26 protein-coding genes are annotated in these 21770 nt (G+C 50.8%); all 26 read left to right on the forward strand.

Annotation, left to right across the window (positions count from 1 at the left end):
- Nucleotide 1 precedes the first annotated feature (1 nt).
- The 26 genes from dprA to fliP all read left to right on the forward strand — a co-directional run bounded on the left by dprA (nt 2) and on the right by fliP (nt 21767).
- Entirely contained in the window at nt 2-796 is a 795-nt protein-coding gene (gene dprA, locus EVJ28_RS01040) for a DNA-processing protein DprA (RefSeq protein ID WP_236633997.1), read from the forward strand.
- Between the two features lie 65 nt (nt 797-861).
- On the forward strand, nt 862-2958 hold the full coding sequence (gene topA, locus EVJ28_RS01045) for a type I DNA topoisomerase (RefSeq protein ID WP_131456211.1): 2097 nt from the start codon (nt 862-864) through the stop codon (nt 2956-2958).
- On the forward strand, nt 2910-4268 hold the full coding sequence (gene trmFO / locus EVJ28_RS01050; protein ID WP_131456210.1) for an FADH(2)-oxidizing methylenetetrahydrofolate--tRNA-(uracil(54)-C(5))-methyltransferase TrmFO: 1359 nt from the start codon (nt 2910-2912) through the stop codon (nt 4266-4268). The genes topA and trmFO overlap by 49 nt, the downstream gene beginning before the upstream one ends.
- A gap of 187 nt (nt 4269-4455) precedes the next feature.
- A complete protein-coding gene (locus EVJ28_RS01055) occupies nt 4456-5337 on the forward strand; it encodes a tyrosine-type recombinase/integrase (protein ID WP_070327502.1) in 882 nt (293 codons plus the stop codon).
- A gap of 11 nt (nt 5338-5348) precedes the next feature.
- A complete protein-coding gene (gene hslV, locus EVJ28_RS01060; protein ID WP_131456208.1) occupies nt 5349-5897 on the forward strand; it encodes an ATP-dependent protease subunit HslV in 549 nt (182 codons plus the stop codon).
- Entirely contained in the window at nt 5894-7264 is a 1371-nt protein-coding gene (hslU, locus tag EVJ28_RS01065; protein WP_131456206.1) for an ATP-dependent protease ATPase subunit HslU, read from the forward strand. The genes hslV and hslU overlap by 4 nt, the downstream gene beginning before the upstream one ends.
- Before the next feature lie 38 nt (nt 7265-7302).
- Entirely contained in the window at nt 7303-8082 is a 780-nt protein-coding gene (codY, locus tag EVJ28_RS01070; protein WP_016508279.1) for a GTP-sensing pleiotropic transcriptional regulator CodY, read from the forward strand.
- Between the two features lie 275 nt (nt 8083-8357).
- The gene (flgB, locus tag EVJ28_RS01075) at nt 8358-8729 is read left to right on the forward strand and encodes a flagellar basal body rod protein FlgB (RefSeq protein ID WP_131456204.1); all 372 of its coding nucleotides are present in this window, start codon (nt 8358-8360) and stop codon (nt 8727-8729) included.
- A gap of 2 nt (nt 8730-8731) precedes the next feature.
- Complete coding sequence (gene flgC, locus EVJ28_RS01080; RefSeq protein ID WP_131456202.1) at nt 8732-9160, forward strand: flagellar basal body rod protein FlgC; 429 nt, start codon at nt 8732-8734, stop codon at nt 9158-9160.
- A 13-nt stretch (nt 9161-9173) separates the two neighbouring features.
- Nucleotides 9174-9458 carry a flagellar hook-basal body complex protein FliE gene (gene fliE / locus EVJ28_RS01085; protein ID WP_070327497.1) on the forward strand — a complete coding sequence of 95 codons (285 nt, stop codon included), beginning with the start codon at nt 9174-9176 and terminating at the stop codon, nt 9456-9458.
- Between the two features lie 21 nt (nt 9459-9479).
- Complete coding sequence (gene fliF / locus EVJ28_RS01090) at nt 9480-11048, forward strand: flagellar basal-body MS-ring/collar protein FliF (RefSeq protein ID WP_131456201.1); 1569 nt, start codon at nt 9480-9482, stop codon at nt 11046-11048.
- A 5-nt stretch (nt 11049-11053) separates the two neighbouring features.
- On the forward strand, nt 11054-12061 hold the full coding sequence (fliG, locus tag EVJ28_RS01095) for a flagellar motor switch protein FliG (RefSeq protein WP_083273965.1): 1008 nt from the start codon (nt 11054-11056) through the stop codon (nt 12059-12061).
- On the forward strand, nt 12045-12770 hold the full coding sequence (locus EVJ28_RS01100) for a FliH/SctL family protein (protein WP_236633998.1): 726 nt from the start codon (nt 12045-12047) through the stop codon (nt 12768-12770). Before fliG ends, EVJ28_RS01100 begins: the two co-directional genes overlap by 17 nt.
- On the forward strand, nt 12757-14076 hold the full coding sequence (gene fliI / locus EVJ28_RS01105; protein WP_131456199.1) for a flagellar protein export ATPase FliI: 1320 nt from the start codon (nt 12757-12759) through the stop codon (nt 14074-14076). Before EVJ28_RS01100 ends, fliI begins: the two co-directional genes overlap by 14 nt.
- Nucleotides 14073-14507, forward strand: a complete 435-nt coding sequence (locus EVJ28_RS01110) for a flagellar FliJ family protein (protein WP_016508248.1) — start codon at nt 14073-14075, stop codon at nt 14505-14507. The genes fliI and EVJ28_RS01110 overlap by 4 nt, the downstream gene beginning before the upstream one ends.
- Nucleotides 14508-14511: 4 nt before the next feature.
- Entirely contained in the window at nt 14512-15078 is a 567-nt protein-coding gene (locus EVJ28_RS01115; RefSeq protein WP_131456197.1) for a MotE family protein, read from the forward strand.
- 22 nt (nt 15079-15100) lie between these two features.
- Complete coding sequence (locus EVJ28_RS01120; RefSeq protein WP_236633999.1) at nt 15101-16183, forward strand: flagellar hook-length control protein FliK; 1083 nt, start codon at nt 15101-15103, stop codon at nt 16181-16183.
- Nucleotides 16155-16589, forward strand: coding sequence for a flagellar hook capping FlgD N-terminal domain-containing protein (locus EVJ28_RS01125; protein ID WP_070327492.1), 435 nt, complete (start codon nt 16155-16157; stop codon nt 16587-16589). Before EVJ28_RS01120 ends, EVJ28_RS01125 begins: the two co-directional genes overlap by 29 nt.
- A 12-nt stretch (nt 16590-16601) precedes the next feature.
- Nucleotides 16602-17471 (forward strand): flagellar basal body rod protein FlgG, encoded by an 870-nt coding sequence (gene flgG, locus EVJ28_RS01130; RefSeq protein WP_131456193.1) that lies wholly within the window; start codon nt 16602-16604, stop codon nt 17469-17471.
- Nucleotides 17471-17689: a flagellar FlbD family protein gene (locus EVJ28_RS01135; protein WP_016508262.1), complete on the forward strand. Its 219-nt coding sequence runs from the start codon at nt 17471-17473 to the stop codon at nt 17687-17689. The genes flgG and EVJ28_RS01135 overlap by 1 nt, the downstream gene beginning before the upstream one ends.
- Nucleotides 17682-18131 (forward strand): flagellar basal body-associated FliL family protein, encoded by a 450-nt coding sequence (locus EVJ28_RS01140; RefSeq protein ID WP_131456191.1) that lies wholly within the window; start codon nt 17682-17684, stop codon nt 18129-18131. Before EVJ28_RS01135 ends, EVJ28_RS01140 begins: the two co-directional genes overlap by 8 nt.
- Before the next feature lie 9 nt (nt 18132-18140).
- Nucleotides 18141-19130 (forward strand): flagellar motor switch protein FliM, encoded by a 990-nt coding sequence (gene fliM, locus EVJ28_RS01145; RefSeq protein WP_070327489.1) that lies wholly within the window; start codon nt 18141-18143, stop codon nt 19128-19130.
- Nucleotides 19127-20236 carry a flagellar motor switch phosphatase FliY gene (gene fliY, locus EVJ28_RS01150; protein WP_131456189.1) on the forward strand — a complete coding sequence of 370 codons (1110 nt, stop codon included), beginning with the start codon at nt 19127-19129 and terminating at the stop codon, nt 20234-20236. Before fliM ends, fliY begins: the two co-directional genes overlap by 4 nt.
- Nucleotides 20237-20248: 12 nt before the next feature.
- The gene (locus EVJ28_RS01155; protein WP_035385909.1) at nt 20249-20614 is read left to right on the forward strand and encodes a response regulator; all 366 of its coding nucleotides are present in this window, start codon (nt 20249-20251) and stop codon (nt 20612-20614) included.
- Nucleotides 20611-21105, forward strand: coding sequence for a flagellar biosynthetic protein FliO (locus tag EVJ28_RS01160; protein WP_236634000.1), 495 nt, complete (start codon nt 20611-20613; stop codon nt 21103-21105). Before EVJ28_RS01155 ends, EVJ28_RS01160 begins: the two co-directional genes overlap by 4 nt.
- The gene (gene fliP, locus EVJ28_RS01165) at nt 21102-21767 is read left to right on the forward strand and encodes a flagellar type III secretion system pore protein FliP (RefSeq protein ID WP_016508219.1); all 666 of its coding nucleotides are present in this window, start codon (nt 21102-21104) and stop codon (nt 21765-21767) included. The genes EVJ28_RS01160 and fliP overlap by 4 nt, the downstream gene beginning before the upstream one ends.
- Nucleotides 21768-21770 lie beyond the last annotated feature (3 nt).

Genomic DNA, 21770 nt, shown 5'->3' on the forward strand with positions numbered 1-21770 from the left:
GATGAATCAAACAATAGCTCGTTTTGCGGCAGAACGTTTGCCAGTCGAGTTCGTCCATCATTACTTATCAAATCCGGGTCTGACGGAACGGAATTCGTTCCATCCGAACGTATGGAAAAAAGCGAATCGGGCGTTCCGTTCAACGGTCACGTATGACCGTTTTTTGACGTGGGAGGACGAATTGTTCCCACGAATGCTCTTACATATCCCCAACCCTCCGTACTGTTTGTTTTATCAGGGCGATTTAGAGGTACTACAAGAACAAACGACCGCTTTGGTCGGGAGTCGTGAATTGAATCGGATCAGTCGACCGCTCGTTGAATATTTACATCCTTTAATAGAAGAAACTGTATCGATTTCAGGCGGCGCGCTCGGTATTGACGGACTCGTTCACGAGTTGGCAGTCAGGCGGAACCGACCGACGATTGCGGTCCTCGGTTCCGGCTTTTCGCACATGTATCCACATGCTCATCATCAACTGTTCGACCAGATCTCGAGACAAGGATTGCTTCTCAGTGAATACACTCCGGAAACACCTGTCAAAAAATTTCAATTTTTAGAACGGAATCGAATTGTCAGTGGATTAGGCGACCGGCTCGTCGTCGTCCAAGCGAGACGAAAGAGCGGGACGATGAATACGGTGAGTCATGCGCTCGAGCAAGGCAAGACGGTGTTTGCGGTGCCGGGAAGTCCGCTCGATCCGTTAGCGGAAGGACCGAATAAATTGATTGAAGAAGGAGCGATTCCTTTGACGAATCCCGACCAAATTTTGAATGGTGCGATGATTGCACGTTGACAAACGGTCGGTAACATGAATATTATGGTAGGGATTTAAATGACCTCCAAAAGGGGAGCAGATGTATGGCAAAATATTTGGTGATCGTCGAATCACCTGCGAAAGCAAAGACAATTAAACGTTATTTAGGATCAAACTACACGGTCAAAGCGTCCATGGGTCACGTCATCGATTTACCGAAAAGTCAACTCGGTGTCGACGTTGAACATGACTTTGAACCGAAGTACATCACGATCCGTGGAAAAGGCCCAGTGTTAAAAGAACTGAAGACGGCCGCTAAAAAAGCGACGAAAATTTTTCTCGCGGCTGACCCGGATCGCGAAGGGGAAGCAATCGCCTGGCACTTAGCCCGTGCCCTCGGCGTCGATGAAACGACAGAATGTCGTGTCGTCTTCAACGAGATCACAAAAGATGCGATTAAAGAATCATTTAAACATCCGCGCAAGATCAATCACGATCTCGTCGACGCCCAACAGGCGCGACGGATTCTCGACCGTCTTGTCGGATACGGGATGAGCCCGTTGTTATGGAAGAAAGTCAAAAAAGGTTTGTCAGCCGGTCGTGTTCAATCCGTCGCTGTCAAAATGATCATCGACCGCGAACGTGAAATCAACGCCTTTGACCCGGAAGAGTACTGGACGATTAAACTGATGCTCAACCATGAGGGTGAGACGTTTGAGACATCGTTCTACGGAAAAGACGGGAAAAAGATGGAGTTGAAGACGGAAGCGGATGCCGACGCCGTCCTCAAGACGATCGATGAGTCGTTCAAAGTCATCGATGTCACGAAGAAAGAGCGGAAGCGTAACGCATCGCTACCGTTCACGACAAGTTCACTCCAACAAGATGCGGCCCGGAAACTGAACTTCCGCGCCAAGAAGACGATGATGCTCGCCCAACAGCTTTACGAAGGAATCGACCTTGGTAAGAAGGAAGGGACTGTCGGGTTGATCACGTATATGCGTACCGACTCGACACGAATTTCTGACTTGGCGAAAGACGAAGCGAAATCGTATATCGAATCGACGTTTGGTGCAGAGTACGTCGCCTCTCAAAAGCAGAAAGAGAAAAAAGCGGCGAACGCACAGGATGCCCACGAGGCGATCCGGCCGACGTCGGCGTTACGTGACCCGGCTTCGATGAAGGCGTACTTGTCACGGGATCAGCTCCGGTTGTATAAACTCATCTGGGAACGGTTGGTCGCGAGTCAAATGGCGCCAGCGATTCTTGATACGGTGAAAATCGACGTCGAATCGAACGGCATGATTTTCCGTGCCAACGGATCGACCGTCAAATTCCCAGGTTTCATGAAAGTGTATATCGAGTCAAAAGACGATGATATCGAAGACACGAACTTAGAGCGGGAAGGATTGCTTCCGCCGCTTGAAGTCGACGACCTCGTCGCATTCGAGACGGTCGAGCCGAAGCAACACTTCACACAGCCACCACCGCGTTACAGTGAAGCGAGACTCGTCCGAGCGATGGAAGAGCTCGGCATCGGTCGTCCGTCGACTTACGCGCCGACACTCGATACGATCCAAAAGCGCGGTTACGTCGTGCTTGAAGAGAAAAAATTCATTCCGACCGAGCTCGGAGAACTTGTCATCGAGATGATCGATGAGTACTTTAACGACTTCATCACGGTACAGTTCACAGCCGACATGGAGACGCTTCTTGATTCGATTGCCAATGAAGAAGTCGAGTGGACGGAAGTCGTTGCCCCGATTTACCGGTCATTCGAGAAACGTTTGAAACGGGCCGAATCGGAAATTGAGAAGATTGAAGTGAAAGACGAGCCAGCCGGTATCGATTGTGAGATCTGCGGTTCGCCGATGGTCATCAAGATGGGACGGTACGGCAAGTTCATGGCTTGTTCTGGATTCCCGAACTGTACGAACACGAAGCCGGTTCAAGTCGAAATCGGCGTCCCGTGCCCGAACTGTAAAGACGGACAAGTCGTCGAGCGCCGCAGTAAGAAAGGTCGCCTGTTCTATGGCTGCTCGAACTATCCAGACTGTGAGTTCGTCTCATGGGACAAACCGGTCGCGAAACCGTGTCCTGAATGCGGTAAGTTGATGGTTGAGAAAAAGATTAAAGATGGCGTCAAATATCAATGCACGAACTGTACCCATACCGAGGTACATCAGTTAGAGGAGGATTAACCTTGCAGCAACGTGTAACTGTGATCGGAGCGGGCCTCGCCGGCTCCGAGGCGGCTTGGCAACTCGCAAAACGCGGGATTCAAGTCGATTTGTATGAAATGAGACCAGTCCGACAGACGCCGGCGCACCATACGGATCAGTTTGCTGAACTGGTCTGCTCGAACTCGCTTCGGGCGAACGGACTTCAAAATGCGGTCGGTGTGTTAAAAGAAGAGATGCGCACACTCGACTCGCTCATCTTGAAAGCGGCGGATACGGCAAGCGTTCCGGCCGGTGGCGCCCTCGCCGTCGACCGTCACGACTTCGCCGGCTTCGTCACCGACACGCTCAAGAATCATCCGCTCGTGACGGTACACAACGAAGAGATTAAACAGATTCCGGACGGGGTCGTCATCATGGCGACGGGACCGCTCACGTCTCCTGACTTGTCTGCTTCATTGAAAGCTTTCACCGGTGAAGATTATTTATACTTCTACGATGCGGCCGCTCCGATATTAGACGGAGAGACGATCGACCGAGAGAAGGTCTACTTGAAGTCGCGTTATGACAAAGGCGAGGCGGCTTATCTCAACTGTCCGATGACGGAAGAAGAATTTAATCTGTTTTACGAAGAACTCGTCAAAGCCGAAGTCGTACCGCTCAAAGAGTTTGAGAAAGAGATTTACTTCGAAGGCTGCATGCCGTTTGAAGTGATCGCTCAACGCGGGAAGAAGACGCTCTTGTTCGGACCGATGAAACCGGTCGGACTCGAAGACCCGAAAACGGGTAAACGTCCGTTTGCGGTCGTTCAACTTCGCCAAGATAATTCGGCCGGAACGCTCTATAACTTGGTCGGGTTCCAAACCCACCTCAAGTGGGGCGAGCAAAAACGGATCATTCAATTGATCCCAGGTCTCGAGAATGCGGAGATCGTCCGTTACGGTGTCATGCACCGGAACACGTTCATCAATTCACCGAGCCTGTTGAAACCGACGTATCAGGCCCGTACTCGCGATACGCTATTTTTCGCCGGTCAGATGACCGGTGTCGAAGGCTACGTCGAGTCAGCCGCGTCAGGACTACTCGCCGGAATCAATGCGGCGAAGATGGTTGCCGGTGAAGAGCTGCTTGTCCTCCCGCGCGAGACGATGCTCGGTTCGATGGCGCATTACATCACGACGACAGACGGGAAGCACTTCCAACCGATGAATGCAAACTTCGGTCTCGTGCCGTCGCTCGAAGATGCGCCGAAGAAGATGAAAAAGCAAGAACGCTATGAGCGCTATGCGAATCGTGCCCTTGAGACGATTCAGCAATATAAAGAGATTTAAGGGAAAGGAGCCAATTTTTGGTTCCTTTTTTTGTGAATTTAAATTTCAATTGTGTAATTTGTACAATACTTTGAAAATTTTCAGATTATTGAAGGGGTTTCTATTGTCACCTCTGATTCTGTATGCTATGCTAATTTCGATTTGACGGGAACATGCGTTTTTAAGCTGAAAGCAAGGGGGCGAGAGGATGGGATTCGCTGAGGATCAACAATCATTTTTACGCTATTGCCAAGTCGAACGAAGACTGTCGCCTCATACGAAACGCTCTTACGAACAAACACTCGAACAGTACGCCGCTTATTGCCAATCGACACATCAAGAGCCATTTGATGTGCAGTCGGCGCGGCGTTATTTATATGTCCTTTACGAGAATGAAGCGGCGACGACGACCGTTTCCCAAAAAATCTCCTGCCTCAAACAGTTCGGGAAATTTGTGGCTCGAGAAACCGGGAGTGAACCGCTGTTTCATGACTTGACGTCGCCGAAACGTCGCAAGACACTGCCGACGTTTGCCGTACCGAGCGAGGTCGAACACTTGCTCATGACGGCAAACGGCCAAGACGACCCGTTCCTGCGGGCACGTGATGTCGCGCTTGTCGAAGTGTTGTACGGGACCGGGATGCGTGTCGCCGAACTTTGTGGCATGGACATATCGTCATATGATGCGGCGCTCTCATTCGTTCATGTCATCGGGAAAGGCAAGAAAGAACGTTACATCCCGCTCGGGCAATTTGCCGTCGAAGCGTTGGAGCATTACCTTGAGTTAAGGCAAAACTGCGCCGCGGCACACGAAACGGCATTATTCGTTAGTCAAAAAGGGAATCGAGTGACAACAGACCAAATTCGTTACGTGATGAAGCGGCTCCGGAAACTCGGCGGACTTCAAAAACCGTTAACACCGCATTCGTTACGTCATAGTTTTGCGACCGACCTGCTCGAACGCGGGGCCGATTTACGTGCCGTCCAAGAGTTGCTCGGGCATGAGTCACTATCGACGACCGGTCGTTACACCCACGTATCGACGGAACGCTTGCGAGCGGTCTATCAAGCCACACATCCGAGAAAGTAGGGGGTCATTCTATGTTTCATGCAACAACTATTTTCGCAGTCCGGCACGACGGAAAATGTGCGATGAGCGGAGATGGGCAAGTCACGTTTGGCAACGCCGTCATCATGAAAAACAAGGCTAAAAAAGTGAGGCGGTTATACGGCGGAAAAGTCGTGGCCGGTTTTGCCGGTAGCGTGGCCGATGCGTTCACGTTATTTGAAAAGTTTGAATCAAAACTCGAGATGTATAACGGGAACTTACCGCGAGCGGCAGTCGAACTCGCCAAAGAGTGGCGCGGCGACAAGATGCTTCGTCAGCTCGAGGCGCTTCTTATCGTCATGGACGCGGAACATCTCTTACTCGTGTCCGGGAGCGGCGAAGTGATCGAACCGGACGATGGCATCCTTGCGATCGGTTCAGGTGGGAATTACGCGCTAGCAGCGGGACGCGCTCTCGTACGTCACTCACCGGAGAAAACAGCAGAAGAGATTGCTCGCGCCGCCCTAGAGATTGCCGGTGAATTATGCGTCTATACGAACGACCAAGTTATCGTAGAAACGATCGGAGGCGATACAGAATGAAACGTGAATTGACACCACGTCAAATCGTAGCTGAGTTAGACCGGTTCGTCATCGGGCAAAAAGATGCCAAACGTGCGGTCGCGATTGCACTACGCAACCGTTACCGTCGTCAGAAGCTGAGCGCTGACTTACGCGACGAGGTCACACCGAAGAATATTTTGATGATCGGTCCGACCGGTGTCGGGAAGACGGAAATCGCGAGACGTCTTGCCAAGCTCGTCGGTGCCCCGTTCGTGAAAGTCGAAGCGACAAAATTCACCGAAGTCGGATACGTCGGACGGGACGTCGAATCGATGGTCCGAGACCTTGTTGAAGACTCGGTTCGCCTCGTGAAGGAAGAAAAGAAAGAAGACGTGAAGGAACCAGCGGAAGCCGCTGCGACCGAACGTATTCTCGATGCACTTCAGGGTAAGGCTAAAGTTGAGCCGACAGCCGCAAACCCGTTCGAAGCGCTGTTTGGCGGTCAAGGACAGAAGACGCAAGAACCGACGGACGATCAATCGACTGATCGGTCTCAATTACGGAAGTTGCTTGAACTTGGCGAACTCGAAGAGCGATTGATCGAGGTCAACCTTGAAGAGAAACAGACAGTTGATTTGTTTCAAGGACAAGGGATGGAAGGCTTATCGAATCTTCAGGACATGCTCGGCCAAATCGTCCCGAAAAAGCGGAAGAAGCGGAAGCTCCCGGTTCGAGAGGCTCGCCCGCTCATCGTTGCCGAAGAGGCGGAAAGTTTGCTCGACATGAATGAAGTGCATGACGAGGCGGTACGACGCAGCGAACAGATGGGCATCATCTTCGTCGATGAAATCGATAAAATCGCGACGAAGTCACAAGACCATGCTGGCGTCTCTCGTGAAGGTGTGCAGCGAGACATCTTACCGATTGTTGAGGGTTCGACCGTCGTCACAAAATATGGACCCGTCAAAACGGATCACGTGTTATTCATCGCGGCAGGTGCTTTCCATATGGCGAAGCCGTCGGATCTGATTCCTGAACTGCAAGGTCGTTTCCCGATCCGTGTCGAGTTGAGTAGCCTGACCGAGGAAGATTTCGTCAAAATTCTGACGGAGCCGTCACAGGCGCTCATCAAGCAGTATAAGGCCCTTCTCGAGTCAGAGGAGATCACCGTCGAATTTACCCACTCGGCCATCGAAGAGATTGCGAAGATCGCAACGCACGTCAACCGAGAAACTGATGATATCGGAGCGCGCCGTCTCTATACGATCATGGAGCGCGTGCTCGAGGACTTATCGTTTGAGGCGGCCGACATGCCACAAACACACGTCGAGATCACACCAGCGTATGTGAAAGAAAAAGTCGGATCGATCGCGGAAGATCGAGACCTTAGTCAATTTATATTATAAGAATTCTGTATGCACATACAGGGAGGAAAATTAGAATTATGAACTTACTAGATAAAACACGTCAATTGAACACGATGCTTCAACAAGAGGCGAGCGCGCACGTCGACTTTAAAGAGATGGCAGATAAGATGCGTGAAGTACTCGAAGCGAACACGTTCATCGTGAGCCGTCGCGGTCGCTTGCTCGGTTTCGCCATTAAACAACAGATTGAGAACGAGCGGATGAAGGCGTTCCTAGTTGATCGTCAGTTCCCTGAACCGTACGCATCGAACTTGTTCAACGTGAAAGAGACGACGGAAAATATCGGCATCGATAGCGAGTATACGGCGTTCCCGGTCGAGAACCGTGAGCTGTTCCTTGATTCGATGACGACGATCGTCCCGATCATCGGTGGCGGGGAGCGACTCGGCACACTCGTTCTCGGCAGACTGAACAACGAGTTCACTGAAGACGACCTCGTTCTCGCAGAATATAGCGCGACAGTCGTCGGGATGGAGATCCTCCGTGAGAAGGCGGCGGAAGCAGAGGCGTCGGCGCGCAAGAAAGCAGTTGTCCAAATGGCGATCAATTCGTTGTCTTATTCAGAGCTTGAAGCGATTGAGCATATATTTGAAGAACTTGGGGGGAACGAAGGTCTGTTAGTTGCTTCCAAAATTGCCGATAGAGTGGGAATTACTCGCTCTGTGATTGTCAACGCGTTGCGCAAGCTTGAAAGCGCTGGCGTCATCGAATCACGTTCGCTCGGAATGAAAGGAACGTATATCAAGATATTAAATGATAACTTCTTGTTTGAATTGCAGAAACTGAAATCAAATTAAAATCGAGCGAATATCCGTTAGATTATAGCTAAAAGTCCTATCAATTAGGACTTTAGTTGCAAAAAGGCGTTCCTTTGTTAAAAGGAACGTCTTTTTTTAGTACAAAAGTAATTATTTTCAGAATATGTCGTGAATTCGACAAAAACAGACGATACCATTTACCTGTTTTAACAAAAATATCTTTCAGAACTGTTACAGATTTGTTTCAATGAAGTAGTGGAATTTCCAAATAAGGTATATACATGCATTCTTTTAAGTGAAAGTGAGTGAGACGCATGAATTGGATCGGCACAGATTATCAATTAATGAAGCAAGCGATCAATCATTCGGTCATTAACCAAAAAGTGATCAGTCATAACTTGTCGAACATCGACACGCCGAACTTTAAAGCGAAACAGGCTGTGTTCGAACAGACGTTAAGCAACGAAATGCGCCTAAAGTTAGCTGGTGGCCGTCCGAGTGACCGCGGTAGTGCAACGAAAATCGTTGACCGGGCCGGAGGGGCGATGCGAAGTGACGGGAACAGTGTCGATCTCGATTATGAGATGAGTGAACTGGCCCGTAACCAACTGCAGTATGAGGCGATGATGGAACAATTGAACCGTCGACTCGGTGGACTTAAAACCGTTATTAGAGGAGGACGTTAATTATGGGTATGTTCGATAGTTTTCATATATCCGCTTCGGCACTCATGTCTCAACGTCTTCGGATGGATACAGTATCGGCGAACATCGCGAACGCCCAGACGACTCGTGGCAAACTTGTCGATGGAGAATGGCAGCCGTATACACGGAAACTGACGGTGCTCCAAGAAGCGCCGTTTCGTCAACAACTGTCGGCAGTGAGCGGAGGCGTCGAAGTTTCAGGCATCGTCGAAGACGAAAGTCCTTACAAACTCACATATGACCCGAGTCACCCGGATGCGGATGAACGGGGATACGTTCAGATGCCAAACGTTGACCTGTTAAAAGAAATGGTTGATTTGACAGGTGCGACAAGATCATATGAAGCGAACATTGCCGCGATGAATGCGTCAAAAGCAATGCTCGTCAAAGCGCTCGAAATCGGTAAAGGATAAGGAGTGACAGACTATGCAAATTAACCCAATTCAATTAATCGGTAACCAGACCGCGGCTCTGCCGACAGTGAAAGAGACACCGTCTCAGTTTGGATCATATTTGAATGAAGCGATGCAGTCGCTTAATAAAGTTCAACAGGCAACGAGTACGGCGCGTCAAGACCTCGCCGTCGGGAAAGCCGATCTTCACCAAGTCATGATCCAAAGCGAAGAGTCGTCGATTGCGATGCAACTCGCCATTGAGGTGCGAAATAAAGCGGTTGAGGCCTATCAAGAAATGATGCGAATGCAAGTTTAATGAAGAGGATGACGAGTTGCGATGAATGATAAGTTAAAAGAACAATTCAGCTCACTGGCCGGCTCACTGAAGGCGATGCAAACAAACCGTAAAATCATTTGGGGCATCGTCATCGTCGGCGTACTTGTCGTCGCGGTGCTCTTGACGGTTTGGCTCTCGCGCCCGAACATGGCTCCTCTCTACACGAACCTCTCGGCCCAAGAGGCTGGAGAAGTGACGGAAAAGCTGACGGCTGATGGGGTGAAGTCAGAAATCAAAGCGACATCGAACGGTGTCAGCGTCTACGTGCCGAGTGAGCAAGTCGACCAATTGAAAGTTAACTTGGCAGCCGCCGGGATTCCAAAGTCAGGTGCGATCGATTACAGCTTTTTCAGTGAGAACGCCGGATTTGGAACGACGGACCGAGAAATGGCAGTCATCGAACGAAGCGCGATGCAAACCGAACTCGAACGTTTGATTACACAAATCGAAGGAATCAACCAAGCAAAAGTCATTATCTCGCTTCCGGAGAAATCGGTGTTCTTGGCCGAAGATCAAGGGGAGCCGACAGCTTCGATCGTCCTAAATTTAGGAGCAGGTACGAATCTTGAGCCGGCGACGGTCAAAGGACTATATCATTTGATCAGTAAGAGTGTCCCGAACTTAAAACCGGAGAACATCTCGATCATGGACCAATATTTCACGTATTACGATTTGGATCAATCGACGATGGCCGGTGGGACTTCGACCGATCCGTTAGCGCTGAAGCGTCAAGTCGAGAAAGACGTACGTCAACAGATTCAACAAATGCTCTCGGTCTTACTCGGAGAACGCAGCGTGCTCGTCTCGGTCACGGCTGATATCGACACGACCCAATCGGCAGAAGAACAAAACCTGGTAACCCCGGTCAACGAGGATACGATGGAAGGGATTGTGACGTCTGCTGAACGGATCGCCGAAGCGTATACAGGTGGTGCCGGTGCGGCAGCAGCGGCAGGAGCTGGTGAAAACGATACCGTCAACTTCCCGGCCGCAATGGGAACTGGTGAAGAAGAAAGCGAAAAGAACCATGAAATCATCAACTATGAGGTCAATCGCATCACGAAACAAATTCAGAACGCCCCCTACACAATCCGTGACCTCGGTGTTCAACTGATCGTCGAGCCGCCAGACGGCGCTCAAGCGATCGACCCGCAACTTGAGGGCGACCTTGAGACGATGATGTATTCAATCATCCGGACGTCGCTCGCTAAAACGGGCGAGGCGTTGACGGAAGCGGAACTCGAACAGAAAGTCGTCGTCGTGTCACGACCGTTCGCTGAAACGGAAGAAATGGTAGTGGCAGAACAGCCGACAGCGTGGTGGATGTATGCAGCCGCAGCTGGTGCCGTTCTCTTACTCGCACTTCTGTTCTTCGCCATGCGAAGACGGAATCAGCAACCGGTTTCGGGAACGAATGAATGGGAAGTACCGTATGAAGACGAAGTACCCGATCTCGATTTGGAAGAGCGAGGCGAAGGTGCCGTCAAGAAGAAACAGTTGGAGAAATTGGCAGAGAGTAATCCAGAAGAGTTCGCCAAGCTTCTTCGTACTTGGATGTCTGAGGAGTGAGTACTGTGAACTACGCAAAACAACCGAATCGAGAAAAAGCGGCCATGCTCATGATCTCGCTTGGACCTGAAGTGGCGGCGAGTGTATATAAACACCTGTCTGAAGAAGAGATGGAGCAGTTGACGCTACAAATATCGGCACTCCGAAAAGTGTCGTCTGAACAAAAAGAAGCCATTTTAGGAGAATTTCATGACCTGGCGATGGCACAGAGTTATATTACCCAAGGTGGCATCGGGTTTGCGAAAACGGTTTTAGAGAAAGCAGTTGGAGAAGAGAAGGCGATGGCGTTGATTCATCGTCTCACTTCGACGCTACAAGTCCGGCCGTTTGAATTTGCCCGAAAAGCCGATCCGAAGCAGTTGCTCAACTTTATACAAAACGAGCATCCGCAGACGATCGCCTTAATCTTGGCTCATCTTGAACCGGTCAAGTCCGGGCAAATCTTGTCGGAACTTCCGCCAGAGATTCAGTCGGAGGTCGCGAAACGAATCGCGACGATGGATCGCCTCAATCCGGACGTCATTCACGAAATCGAACAGATTCTTGAAAAGAACTTGTCTCAAACCGATATGCAAGATTACGCGCAATCCGGCGGGATCGAGGCAGTCGTCGAAGTGCTTAACGGTGTCGATCGGACGACGGAGCGGACGATTCTTGACGCGCTCGAGATCGAAGACCCGGAACTCGCGGAAGAAATCAAAAAACGGATGTTCGTCTTCGAAGATATCGTCACACTCGACTCACGAGCGATTCAACGGATTATTCGCGAAGTCGCCAACGACGATCTTCTGCTCGCGCTCAAAGTATCTTCCGAAGAGGTCAAACAGATCATCTTCAAAAACATGTCGCAACGAATGGTCGATACGTTCAAGGAAGATATGGAGTTCATGGGACCGGTCAGACTGCGTGACGTCGAAGAAGCACAAAGCCGCATCGTCGGAATCATCCGCCGGCTAGAAGATGTCGGAGAGATCGTGATTAGCCGTGGTGGAGGAGATGACATCGTTGTCTAACGTAATCAAACGTCAACGAGCGATGCCGCTCGAACCACAACGAATCGATTCGCGGCCATTCCTTGAACCGGTTTCAGAGGTTGTGGTCGAACGTAATCATGAACAAGAGTTAGAAGTGAGGTACGCCTCCCTCCGCCAGGAGGAAGAAGCGATCAAGTTACACCGTGAAACAGTCGAACATGAGCTTGAACTGTTACGAGAACAAACGCTTGAAGCCGCTTATCAGGAAGGGTACGGGTCAGGTTTTGACCTAGGACGTCAAGAAGGGAAGTCAGAGTTCGATGAGCTGACGGCCCGGCTGAACATGGTCAGCGCCGAACTTGAGAACTTGTTCGAACAGAAATGGCGAGATGCCGAAATGAAGTTAGTTGATTTGGCCGTCGAGATCAGTGCACGTGTCACGACCGATCTCGTCCGAAACGAGGAGGCGTTGTTCGCCGACATGATCCGCGAACAACTGCTTCGCCAAATCGATGCCGAAGCGTTGACCGTCTTCGTCCACCCGACGCGGCTTGCGTCAATCCAACGTTTCGAGTCGACGTGGCAATCCGAACAGATGCCACCGTTGAAATATCGGGCTGATGTCTCGTTGACAGAGACGAGCGTACGGATCGAGACGCCACATCATGGCAACGAGCTCGACGTATCGTACAGTTTTGAACGAATCCGTTCCAAGATTGAGGAGGTTCTATCCGATGGCGCTTATTGACCGCGTAGTCGCCACAATCACCGCTTCTCCAGAAGATGAGTATGTGCGTAAAGTCGGTCGTGTCTGTCGCGTCGTCGGGCTGATGATCGAATCGAACGGACCGAGTGCGTTTATCGGTGAGCGCTGCCTGATCGAGTTACCGTCCGGCCAAACGGTTGAAACCGAGGTCGTCGGCTTCAATGAAGAGCGCGTCTTGCTCATGCCTTACGGAGAAACGACACAGATCGCCCCAGGTTGTATCGTCAAAGGGACGGGGCACATGCTCCAAGTACCGGTCGGCTTCGAACTGATCGGTCAAGTCCTTGACGGGCTCGGGCGCCCTTTATCGGGCGCAGCGATGCCGACGGGCAAACGCTACGATGTTCTTCGAAAACCGCCGAACCCGTTAGAACGTCCACGCATTTTAGACGTTTTGTCGACCGGGGTCCGGATCATCGACGGGTTATTGACGGTCGGGAAAGGCCAACGTGTCGGTTTGTTTGCGGGATCAGGCGTCGGGAAGTCGACATTGCTTGGCATGATCGCTAAACGCTCATCGGCAGACATAAACGTGATCGCGTTGATTGGCGAACGGGGACGAGAAGTGAAAGAGTTCATCGAAAACGAACTTGGCCCTGAAGGCATGGCTCGATCCGTCGTCATCGTAGCGACAAGCGATCAACCCCCGCTCGTGCGTTTGAAAGGCGCTTACACGGCGACGGCGATCGCCGAGTACTTCCGGGACCAAGGCAAAGAGGTCGTCCTTATGATGGACTCAGTGACCCGATTCGCGATGGCCCAACGAGAGATCGGGCTAGCGACCGGAGAACCACCGACATCAAAAGGATACACGCCTTCCGTGTTCGCGATGCTGCCGCAACTGCTAGAGCGGAGCGGGACGTCCGTCACCGGTTCGATCACGGCGTTTTATACCGTCCTCGTTGACGGGGACGATATGAACGAACCGATCGCAGATGCCGTCCGTGGGATTTTAGATGGTCACTTCGTGATGGACCGTTCGCTCGCCAACCGAGGGCAGTTTCCGGCGGTCCATGTCCTAAAATCAATCAGTCGTGTCATGAACCAGATTGCTTCACCTGTACATCGCGATGCCGCGCAGACGTTTCGGAGTTGGCTCGCCACTTATCTAGACGCGGAAGACTTGATTAACATCGGAGCCTATAAAAAGGGCACGAATCCTGCGATCGATACAGCAATCGATGAATATCCGGGACTGCTCACATTTTTAAAACAGTCGATTGAAGAAGAGGCATCGCTCGAGCAGACGCTCGATCGTCTTGTCGGAATTGCGAGAGGTGAATCATGAACAAGCTGTTGTTAGAACGCATCATGCCGATTGCCGAGCATGCAAAAGAAGAATCGGCGACAGAGATGAGAGGTCATAAGGCGCGATTCGAAGCCGAGATGGAGACGCTGTATCGATTAGTCGTGACGTATGAGACGCTCATGAAGAGTCAAGATGAACAATCTGGTGTGATTGATCTGCTCATGTTCCAATATCGTGAAAAGGCGAGGGAACAGTTGAAACGTCAAATTGAGACGCAACAACTCGTCGTGCAACAGTCACGGAACCGTTACAACTTGGCTCAAGAGCGTTTGCTCGGAAAAGTTGTCGAAGAAAAAAAATATGTAACGTTGCATGAGAAGGTCAGCCAAAATGAAGTGGCCGTCTCGAAACTCACCGAACAACATTTTATCGATGAGTTGGCAGTGATTCATCACGGGAAAGGGAAGTAAGCTGATGGAAAAAGAGAACAATAAGCGAGGTAGACAGCTCTTGGTCGCTCTTGTCCTCGTCCCGGCAATCTTTTTACTCGTCGGCGGAATCGTCGTCATGAACTATGCGATGGACCGGCCGCTATTATCGGTGCCGTTCATAGAAACGCGCGAACAGGCAGACAAAGATGAGACAGTTGAAACAAAAGTCAATGTCACCGGCATTGACGCGGACACGACGAATCGATTAAAAGTCGCGAACGCTGAGATTGAAAAACTGCGCACGGAAAACGTCGAATTGACGAATGAAGTGAAAGCGAGACAAAAAGAAGTCTCGGACTTGATCAAAGAGCGGGACCGACTCGTGTCTGAACTCGGAGCCACTGCGGAAGCAGAAGTGGAGGAAGACACGTCGAACGTGTCTCGCGTCTATGAAGAAATGTCCGCCAAACAAGCGGCCGCGATCATGAACGAACTCGATAGCCCGCAAGTGGCGACGATCTTAAAAGAACTGTCGCCGAAACAACAGGCCGACATATTGGGACGGATGGATGCACAACAGGCTGCCGTCGTCACGCAATTGCTCCAATGAAACGTGAAAGGAGGAAGAGATGATGAATATCGCCTTATTTGCTCAAGCGGTCCAAGGAACGACAGCGAAAGGCGGGGAGACAGGATCTACCCCGACCGGACAGTTTTTAGACCTGCTTTCATCGATGCTTGGCGCCTCAACGGAAGCGTTGGCTGAGTTGGAAGCTGCGCCGACGACACTCGCACCGAGCGCGGCAATTCTGACAGATAGCGCCCTTCCGCTCGAGAACTTGTCGAGCCAGCTTGAACAATGGTTACAACAACCCGATAGCTTAGAGTGGTTAAAGTCTTTGCCACAAGACGCCTATCGTAAGTTCATGGACGCCTATATCGGCATCATCGCCCAAGCAGGTGCAGGCACAGGAACAATCGAGGAAACGGTCTCGTCAGACGTCGTAACCACGTTAGCTGCCGCCCAAACGATTTTACCGGGCGCGATGATGTTAGGAAAGACGGAACGCGAGGCGTTGGCCGGAAAACAAAACCAGCCAACCGTAAACGAGAACGTCCAAGTTATCCAGCAAATCGTTTCGCAATTTAAAGGGAGTTTAACCCAGACTTCAAAACATATTCCCCTCCCTTATCAAACTGAAACGCCGGCGAATGTATTACCACAAGCTGGAAAAGAAAACGTCGACTGGTTGCCGAAAGGCATGACGTGGTCACGACCACAGATCGACTCAGAAACGGTCATGTACGCGTCTAAAGGGTCGCTTCCGGAGAACCTCCAAGCCCGGATCGAGGCTGCTCTTCAAAGAGCACCGTTCCGAAGCGGGGCCGACGGATCGAAAGTGTTCACCGTTCGACTATACCCGGAACAGCTAGGCGAACTCGTCGTCAAACTCGAGCGCCATAACGGTGAACTCGTCGTCAAGCTGTTCGCGAGCAACCAAGAAGCGAAACAGTTGCTCCAGTCACAAATGCAACAACTGCAACAGACGCTCCAACCGTTGTCGCAGCATATCCGGGTCGAAGTGAGTTTGACGCAACAAGCGCTCGAAGCGAAATCATCGACGTTTAGCGAGTCAGACCAACCTGAACCAGAACAACAGGAACAACCGAAAGGGGAACCCGACGATGACGACCATCCAACCGAAGACGAATGATTATACGTTACCCGATCAATCGCTGCCTAAAGCGAAGAACCAATACGATAAGGACATGTTCTTAAAGCTATTGATGGCCCAGCTCGCGAACCAAGATCCGATGTCACCGATGGAAGATCGTGAGTTCATCTCACAAATGGCTCAATTTTCATCACTCGAACAAATGCAGACGATTTCAAAGCAACTTGATTCAGTACTCGTCGATCGCCACATGTCTTCAATTTCCGAGTTCAGCAATATGATCGGCAAGACGGTCGACCATAAAACGGAGACTGAAACGGAGACGATCAAAGGATCGGGACGTGTCGTCTCGATTTCAAGAACGGATGAGTCAGGGTACATGGCCGATCTCGAAGACGGTAGCTCGGTAAGCGTCTACAATATTACGTCCATCAAACAAGCATAAGGGGGATTCATCATGTTAAGAGCAATGTACTCAGGAATCAGTGGATTAAAGAACTTCCAGTCAAAGCTTGATGTCGTCGGTAACAACATCGCCAACGTCAACACGTTCGGGTATAAAAAAGGCCGCGTCACGTTCAAAGACCTCGTCAGCCAACAAGTCGGTAGTGCTGCAGGCGGGAACGGCAACACGGCCGGCGGGATCAACCCGAAAGAAATCGGACTCGGGGGCACGATGGCGACCGTCGACAACGTCTATAACCAAGGCGCGATGCAAAACTCAGGGAGAGCGCTCGACGTCGGGATCTCCGGTGAAGGATTCTTCGTGACGATGGTCAACGGACAAGCGCAGTATACGCGCGCCGGTAACTTTTACACGGATAACCAAGGAAACTTGGTAACGGGTGACGGAACTTACTTGCTTGGGACAGGTGATAAAGCAAATGGGAATCTAGCAGCCCCTAACCTTGTTGGAAATATCCCTGATGTCACACCAGGTGCAGCAACTTACGGGAAAATCAAAGTTCCGACTGATGCTCGGTCACTTTCAATCGGAAAAGACGGCCAAGTCAGCTACGTCGACGCGGCAGGCGCTTTACAAACTGCTGGATATATTGTCACCGCCAACTTCCCGAACAACGCCGGGCTGTCAAAAGTTGGGGCAAATAACTACCTACAATCGCAAAACTCAGGAGATCCGACGATTGGTGCTTCAGGTGACAACGGACGTGGTGAACTCGTCTCAGGCGCCCTCGAGATGTCGAACGTCGACTTGTCTGAAGAGTTCACCGAAATGATTATCGCGCAACGTGGATTCCAAGCGAACACACGGATCATCACAACGTCAGACGAGATTTTACAAGAACTCGTCAACTTGAAACGCTGATGATACGCGTCACGACATTGCGGGGTGAGGAATTTGTCTTGAACGCCTTGTTCATCGAGACGGTCAAGGCCGAACCTGACACGATCATTCATTTGTATAACGGCAAGACGTATATCGTCACAGAGACGAAAGATCAAATCATCGATCGGACGACGGCGTTTTACGGCTCGATCGGTTTGATGGGAACGACAGTCACAAGAGGTGAAGAAGATGAGTGAAGAAAAACCAAAAGGAGGCGCCATGAAAATGGTGCTCATCCTGCTCGTCGTCCTGCTCGTCATGGGGGGCGCTGGGTTTATGACTTATAAATATGTATTCGGCGACAACGTGACGGCTAAAACGAAACCTGTGACGGCAGAAGAACTCGCCGAGCGCAGCTTCACGACCGAGGATATGACGACGAATATTCAAGACGAACGGTTCATCAACGTCCAATTCACGATTGTGACCGATGCGCCTGAGACGAAAGAAGATCTTGAACTTCGTAAGTTCCAAGTCCATAACGTCATTCTCGGCGATTTGGCCGGGATGACGAAGGCACAGCTCACGACGAAGGAAGATATGCAGAAGTTCGAGCAATCCCTTCGAGCGCAATTAAACGGACTGCTGGAAAAAGGTGAGGTCCAGCGCGTCTATATGACGAAGAAAATTATACAGTGAGGTGGCATCATGGGAGAAGTACTGTCTCAACAAGAAATTGATGCCCTGTTATCAGCGCTAAGCAGTGGAGATGTCGAAGCCGATTCCTTTTTGAATCAAGAAGAAGAACGAAAAGTACGGCAGTATGACTTTAAACGGGCCGTCCGTTTCTCTAAAGATCAAATTCGTAGCTTGACCCGGATCCATGAACATTTCACACGGATGCTGACGACATTTTTCTCGGCCCAACTTCGGACGTATGTCCAGTTTACGGTCAATTCAGTCGAACAGCTTCCATACGATGAGTTCATTCATTCGATTCCGAGTATGACGATGATCAACTTGATCGAGGCGCCCCCGCTTAACGGTCGGTTCATCATCGAAGTCAATCCGAACATCTCTTACGCGATGTTGGATCGACTGCTCGGGGGACCTGGCGTCGAGATTGAAAAAGTCGAAAGCTTCACTGAAATCGAGATGCGAATCTTGACCCAGCTATATAAACGAGCTTTTGCCGGTTACGGGGAAGCGTGGGAGTCGATTGCCGAGATCAAGTCCGAAATGACGGCCGTTGAAGTGAACCCACAGTTCCTTCAACTCGTGTCACCAAACGAGACGGTCGTGCTCATTTCGATCGGGGTCACGATCGGAGAAGTGAGCGGGACGATTAACGTCTGCTTGCCGTTCGTGACGATCGAGCCGGTGCTATCGAAACTATCGAGTCATTATTGGATGCAGGAGGCGAACCGCCGCAATGCGAGCGGGAACAGTCAAGAACCGCTCAAAGCCCAATTGATGAATTCGACGGTAGAGGTCGTGTCCCTACTCGGGGAGACGACAATCACGTTCGGTGACTTGTTGCATTTAGAAATCGGTGACTGTTTGACGCTCGATCAACTAGTGAAAGACCCGCTATCCGTCCTAGTAGGGGAAAATAAAGTGTTCAGAGGGCAAGTCGGTGTGAGTGGGAAGCGGATGGCGGTCCAAGTGCTTCACCGGGTGAAGGAGGAAGAGCAATGAGTGAGATGTTGTCACAAGATGAAATTGACGCGTTATTACGAGGAACGAGCGACAGTTCGCCAAAACCGGTAGACGAGAGCGAAGAACATCTCGACTCGATGGAAAGCGACGCCCTTGGAGAGATTGGAAATATCTCGTTCGGAAATTCCGCGACGGCGCTGTCGACGTTACTGCAACAAAAAGTAGAAATCACGACCCCGGTCGTCAGTGAAGTGACGATCGATGAGCTCAGAGAGCGTTATCCGACACCTCACGTGGCGCTTCGGGTCGGTTACACCGAAGGGTTGAAAGGGGAGAACGTCCTCGTCTTGACTCGTGAAGATGCGGCCATCATTTCTGATTTGATGCTCGGCGGGACCGGAATCGGTGTCGATCCGGACGGGCTCGATGAGATTCGGTTGTCGGCCGTTCAAGAAGCGATGAACCAAATGATGGGGGCTGCGGCCACATCGCTCTCGACCGTGTTCTCTAAAAAGATTGATATTTCGCCGCCGCTCGTCGAAGTGTTCGATGCGACGAAAAATCAAACGATCATTGACCGGCTTGAGCTTTGGGAGACGATGGTACTGATCGAGTTCAATTTGAAAGTCGGTACGTTGATTGATTCAAAAATTGTTCAAATTGCCCCGATTCAATTCGGGAAACAACTGGTGAACGAACTGATCGCAGCTACGACGTCAGCCCCGGCCGCGCCTAAACAAGAGCAACCGAAAGTTCAAGCGGCGGTCACACCAGCGAAAGCGCAGGCACCTGCTCCGGCACGCACTGAAAAAACGTCAGCCCCGGAAGTGGCGGTCAGCCAAGCCGAGTTCATGCCACTCCACGCCCCGACGTCAAACGATTCGGTGCCGGCAAACCTAGGTTTACTGTATGATGTGCCGCTCAACGTGACGGTCGAACTCGGTCGGACGAAACGGTCGGTGCGAGAAGTGCTCGAACTGTCGCAAGGATCGATCATTGAACTTGATAAATTGGCGGGGGAACCTGTCGATATTTATGTGAACCAACAACGCATTGCCCGCGGCGAAGTCGTCGTCATCGAAGAGAACTTCGGGGTACGTGTAACAGAAATCATCCAACCGCATGAGCGGATTGGAATCGTTTAAGGAGGAAGAATAATGAGTGCAAAAATTTTGGTGGTAGATGATGCGGCGTTCATGCGCATGATGATTAAAGACATTTTAACGAAGAACGGGTTTGAAGTGGTCGGCGAGGCAGAGAACGGTATTGACGCGGTCGCAAAATACCGTGAACTCACGCCAGATCTCGTCACTCTCGACATCACGATGCCAGAAATGGACGGCCTGGCGGCATTGAAAGAAATTCGCGGGTTCGATTCGAACGCCAAAGTCATCATGTGTTCGGCGATGGGACAACAGGCGATGGTCATCGATGCGATCCAAGCGGGAGCGAAAGACTTCATCGTGAAACCGTTCAACGCGGAACGTGTCGTCGAGGCAGTTTCGAAAACGGTCGCGCAATGAACAAGTGGTGGTTGATTTTCCTGCTCGTGGTCGGGCTGTCTATGCCGGCCACGGTCGAGGCCGCCACCGTGGATAAACAGTTCGAACAACAGCAGCCTGAAGCCAAAGATCAATCTGTCCCTACGACCGTCTCGACGGTCGGGACGTTGGTCAAGGTCGTCTTGAGTTTAGTTGTCGTAATTGGAGGATTCCTCGTCTTGATGCGTTGGTTAAACGCACGGACGCAAGGTGTGAAGACGGCGCAACATATGAAACATCTCGGCGGAGTACCGCTTGGGAAAGACCGCTCGGTGCAGCTCGTCAAGCTAGGGGAGCAAGTATACGTGCTCGGTGTCGGTGAATCGATTCAATTGATTGATCGAATCGACGCGGAATCGATCGATGAAGCAGCGTATGACGCACCTTCACTGAACGCTTCGAATACATCAACGTTCTTAGATACGTTCAAGCAACAACTGTCACAGATTGAAGAAGTGAGGAAGAAGCAATGACGACGATTGAACAACTGATCAATTTAGAAACGCCGGACAGCACGTCGACTTCGATTAAATTGTTGGTCGTATTGACACTGCTCACGCTGGCGCCGTCATTCTTGATTTTGATGACTTGTTTTACACGTGTCGTCGTCGTCCTGTCGTTCATTCGGCCAGCCTTAGGGACACAACAGACACCGCCGAACCAATTGATCATCGGACTCGCCTTGTTCATCACGCTGTTCGTCATGTCTCCGGTCTTATCTGATTTAAACGACAAGGCGTTGTCTCCATATATGGACGACGAGATCAGTCAAGATGAGGCGTTCGAGGAAGCCGGTAACACGATGAAACGATTCATGGCAAAGTATACGCGACAGGAAGATTTGCAACTGTTTATCAAATACGGGAATTATGAGCAACCGGAGTCGGTCGAAGACGTTCCTTTGCTCGCGATGGTACCAGCTTACGCCATCAGTGAGCTCAAGACGGCGTTTCAAATCGGCTTTATGATTTTCTTGCCTTTTTTGATCATTGATATGGTCGTGGCGAGTGTGCTCATGTCGATGGGGATGATGATGCTTCCACCGGTCATGATCGCTCTGCCGTTCAAATTGTTGTTGTTTGTATTAGTGGATGGATGGCACTTAATCGTGGAATCATTGCTTAGAAGTATGTAGGAG

The sequence above is a fragment of the Exiguobacterium sp. SH3S3 genome (genome assembly GCF_004337115.1).
Classification (GTDB): domain Bacteria; phylum Bacillota; class Bacilli; order Exiguobacteriales; family Exiguobacteriaceae; genus Exiguobacterium; species Exiguobacterium aurantiacum_A.

What these genes read in the sequence shown, in the direction of transcription:
- EVJ28_RS01155 (WP_035385909.1), top strand. Translation starts at nt 20,249, where the DNA reads ATGAGTGCAAAAATTTTGGTGGTAGATGATGCGGCGTTCATGCGCATG.
- EVJ28_RS01140 (WP_131456191.1), top strand. Translation starts at nt 17,682, where the DNA reads ATGAGTGAAGAAAAACCAAAAGGAGGCGCCATGAAAATGGTGCTCATC.
- flgC (WP_131456202.1), top strand. Translation starts at nt 8,732, where the DNA reads ATGGGTATGTTCGATAGTTTTCATATATCCGCTTCGGCACTCATGTCT.
- codY (WP_016508279.1), top strand. Translation starts at nt 7,303, where the DNA reads ATGAACTTACTAGATAAAACACGTCAATTGAACACGATGCTTCAACAA.
- fliM (WP_070327489.1), top strand. Translation starts at nt 18,141, where the DNA reads ATGGGAGAAGTACTGTCTCAACAAGAAATTGATGCCCTGTTATCAGCG.
- EVJ28_RS01100 (WP_236633998.1), top strand. Translation starts at nt 12,045, where the DNA reads ATGACATCGTTGTCTAACGTAATCAAACGTCAACGAGCGATGCCGCTC.
- hslU (WP_131456206.1), top strand. Translation starts at nt 5,894, where the DNA reads ATGAAACGTGAATTGACACCACGTCAAATCGTAGCTGAGTTAGACCGG.
- EVJ28_RS01115 (WP_131456197.1), top strand. Translation starts at nt 14,512, where the DNA reads ATGGAAAAAGAGAACAATAAGCGAGGTAGACAGCTCTTGGTCGCTCTT.
- flgG (WP_131456193.1), top strand. Translation starts at nt 16,602, where the DNA reads ATGTTAAGAGCAATGTACTCAGGAATCAGTGGATTAAAGAACTTCCAG.
- fliI (WP_131456199.1), top strand. Translation starts at nt 12,757, where the DNA reads ATGGCGCTTATTGACCGCGTAGTCGCCACAATCACCGCTTCTCCAGAA.
- flgB (WP_131456204.1), top strand. Translation starts at nt 8,358, where the DNA reads ATGAATTGGATCGGCACAGATTATCAATTAATGAAGCAAGCGATCAAT.
- EVJ28_RS01110 (WP_016508248.1), top strand. Translation starts at nt 14,073, where the DNA reads ATGAACAAGCTGTTGTTAGAACGCATCATGCCGATTGCCGAGCATGCA.
- EVJ28_RS01120 (WP_236633999.1), top strand. Translation starts at nt 15,101, where the DNA reads ATGAATATCGCCTTATTTGCTCAAGCGGTCCAAGGAACGACAGCGAAA.
- dprA (WP_236633997.1), top strand. Translation starts at nt 2, where the DNA reads ATGAATCAAACAATAGCTCGTTTTGCGGCAGAACGTTTGCCAGTCGAG.
- EVJ28_RS01160 (WP_236634000.1), top strand. Translation starts at nt 20,611, where the DNA reads ATGAACAAGTGGTGGTTGATTTTCCTGCTCGTGGTCGGGCTGTCTATG.
- topA (WP_131456211.1), top strand. Translation starts at nt 862, where the DNA reads ATGGCAAAATATTTGGTGATCGTCGAATCACCTGCGAAAGCAAAGACA.
- fliF (WP_131456201.1), top strand. Translation starts at nt 9,480, where the DNA reads ATGAATGATAAGTTAAAAGAACAATTCAGCTCACTGGCCGGCTCACTG.
- fliY (WP_131456189.1), top strand. Translation starts at nt 19,127, where the DNA reads ATGAGTGAGATGTTGTCACAAGATGAAATTGACGCGTTATTACGAGGA.
- fliP (WP_016508219.1), top strand. Translation starts at nt 21,102, where the DNA reads ATGACGACGATTGAACAACTGATCAATTTAGAAACGCCGGACAGCACG.
- EVJ28_RS01055 (WP_070327502.1), top strand. Translation starts at nt 4,456, where the DNA reads ATGGGATTCGCTGAGGATCAACAATCATTTTTACGCTATTGCCAAGTC.
- EVJ28_RS01135 (WP_016508262.1), top strand. Translation starts at nt 17,471, where the DNA reads ATGATACGCGTCACGACATTGCGGGGTGAGGAATTTGTCTTGAACGCC.
- fliE (WP_070327497.1), top strand. Translation starts at nt 9,174, where the DNA reads ATGCAAATTAACCCAATTCAATTAATCGGTAACCAGACCGCGGCTCTG.
- EVJ28_RS01125 (WP_070327492.1), top strand. Translation starts at nt 16,155, where the DNA reads ATGACGACCATCCAACCGAAGACGAATGATTATACGTTACCCGATCAA.
- hslV (WP_131456208.1), top strand. Translation starts at nt 5,349, where the DNA reads ATGTTTCATGCAACAACTATTTTCGCAGTCCGGCACGACGGAAAATGT.
- trmFO (WP_131456210.1), top strand. Translation starts at nt 2,910, where the DNA reads ATGCACGAACTGTACCCATACCGAGGTACATCAGTTAGAGGAGGATTA.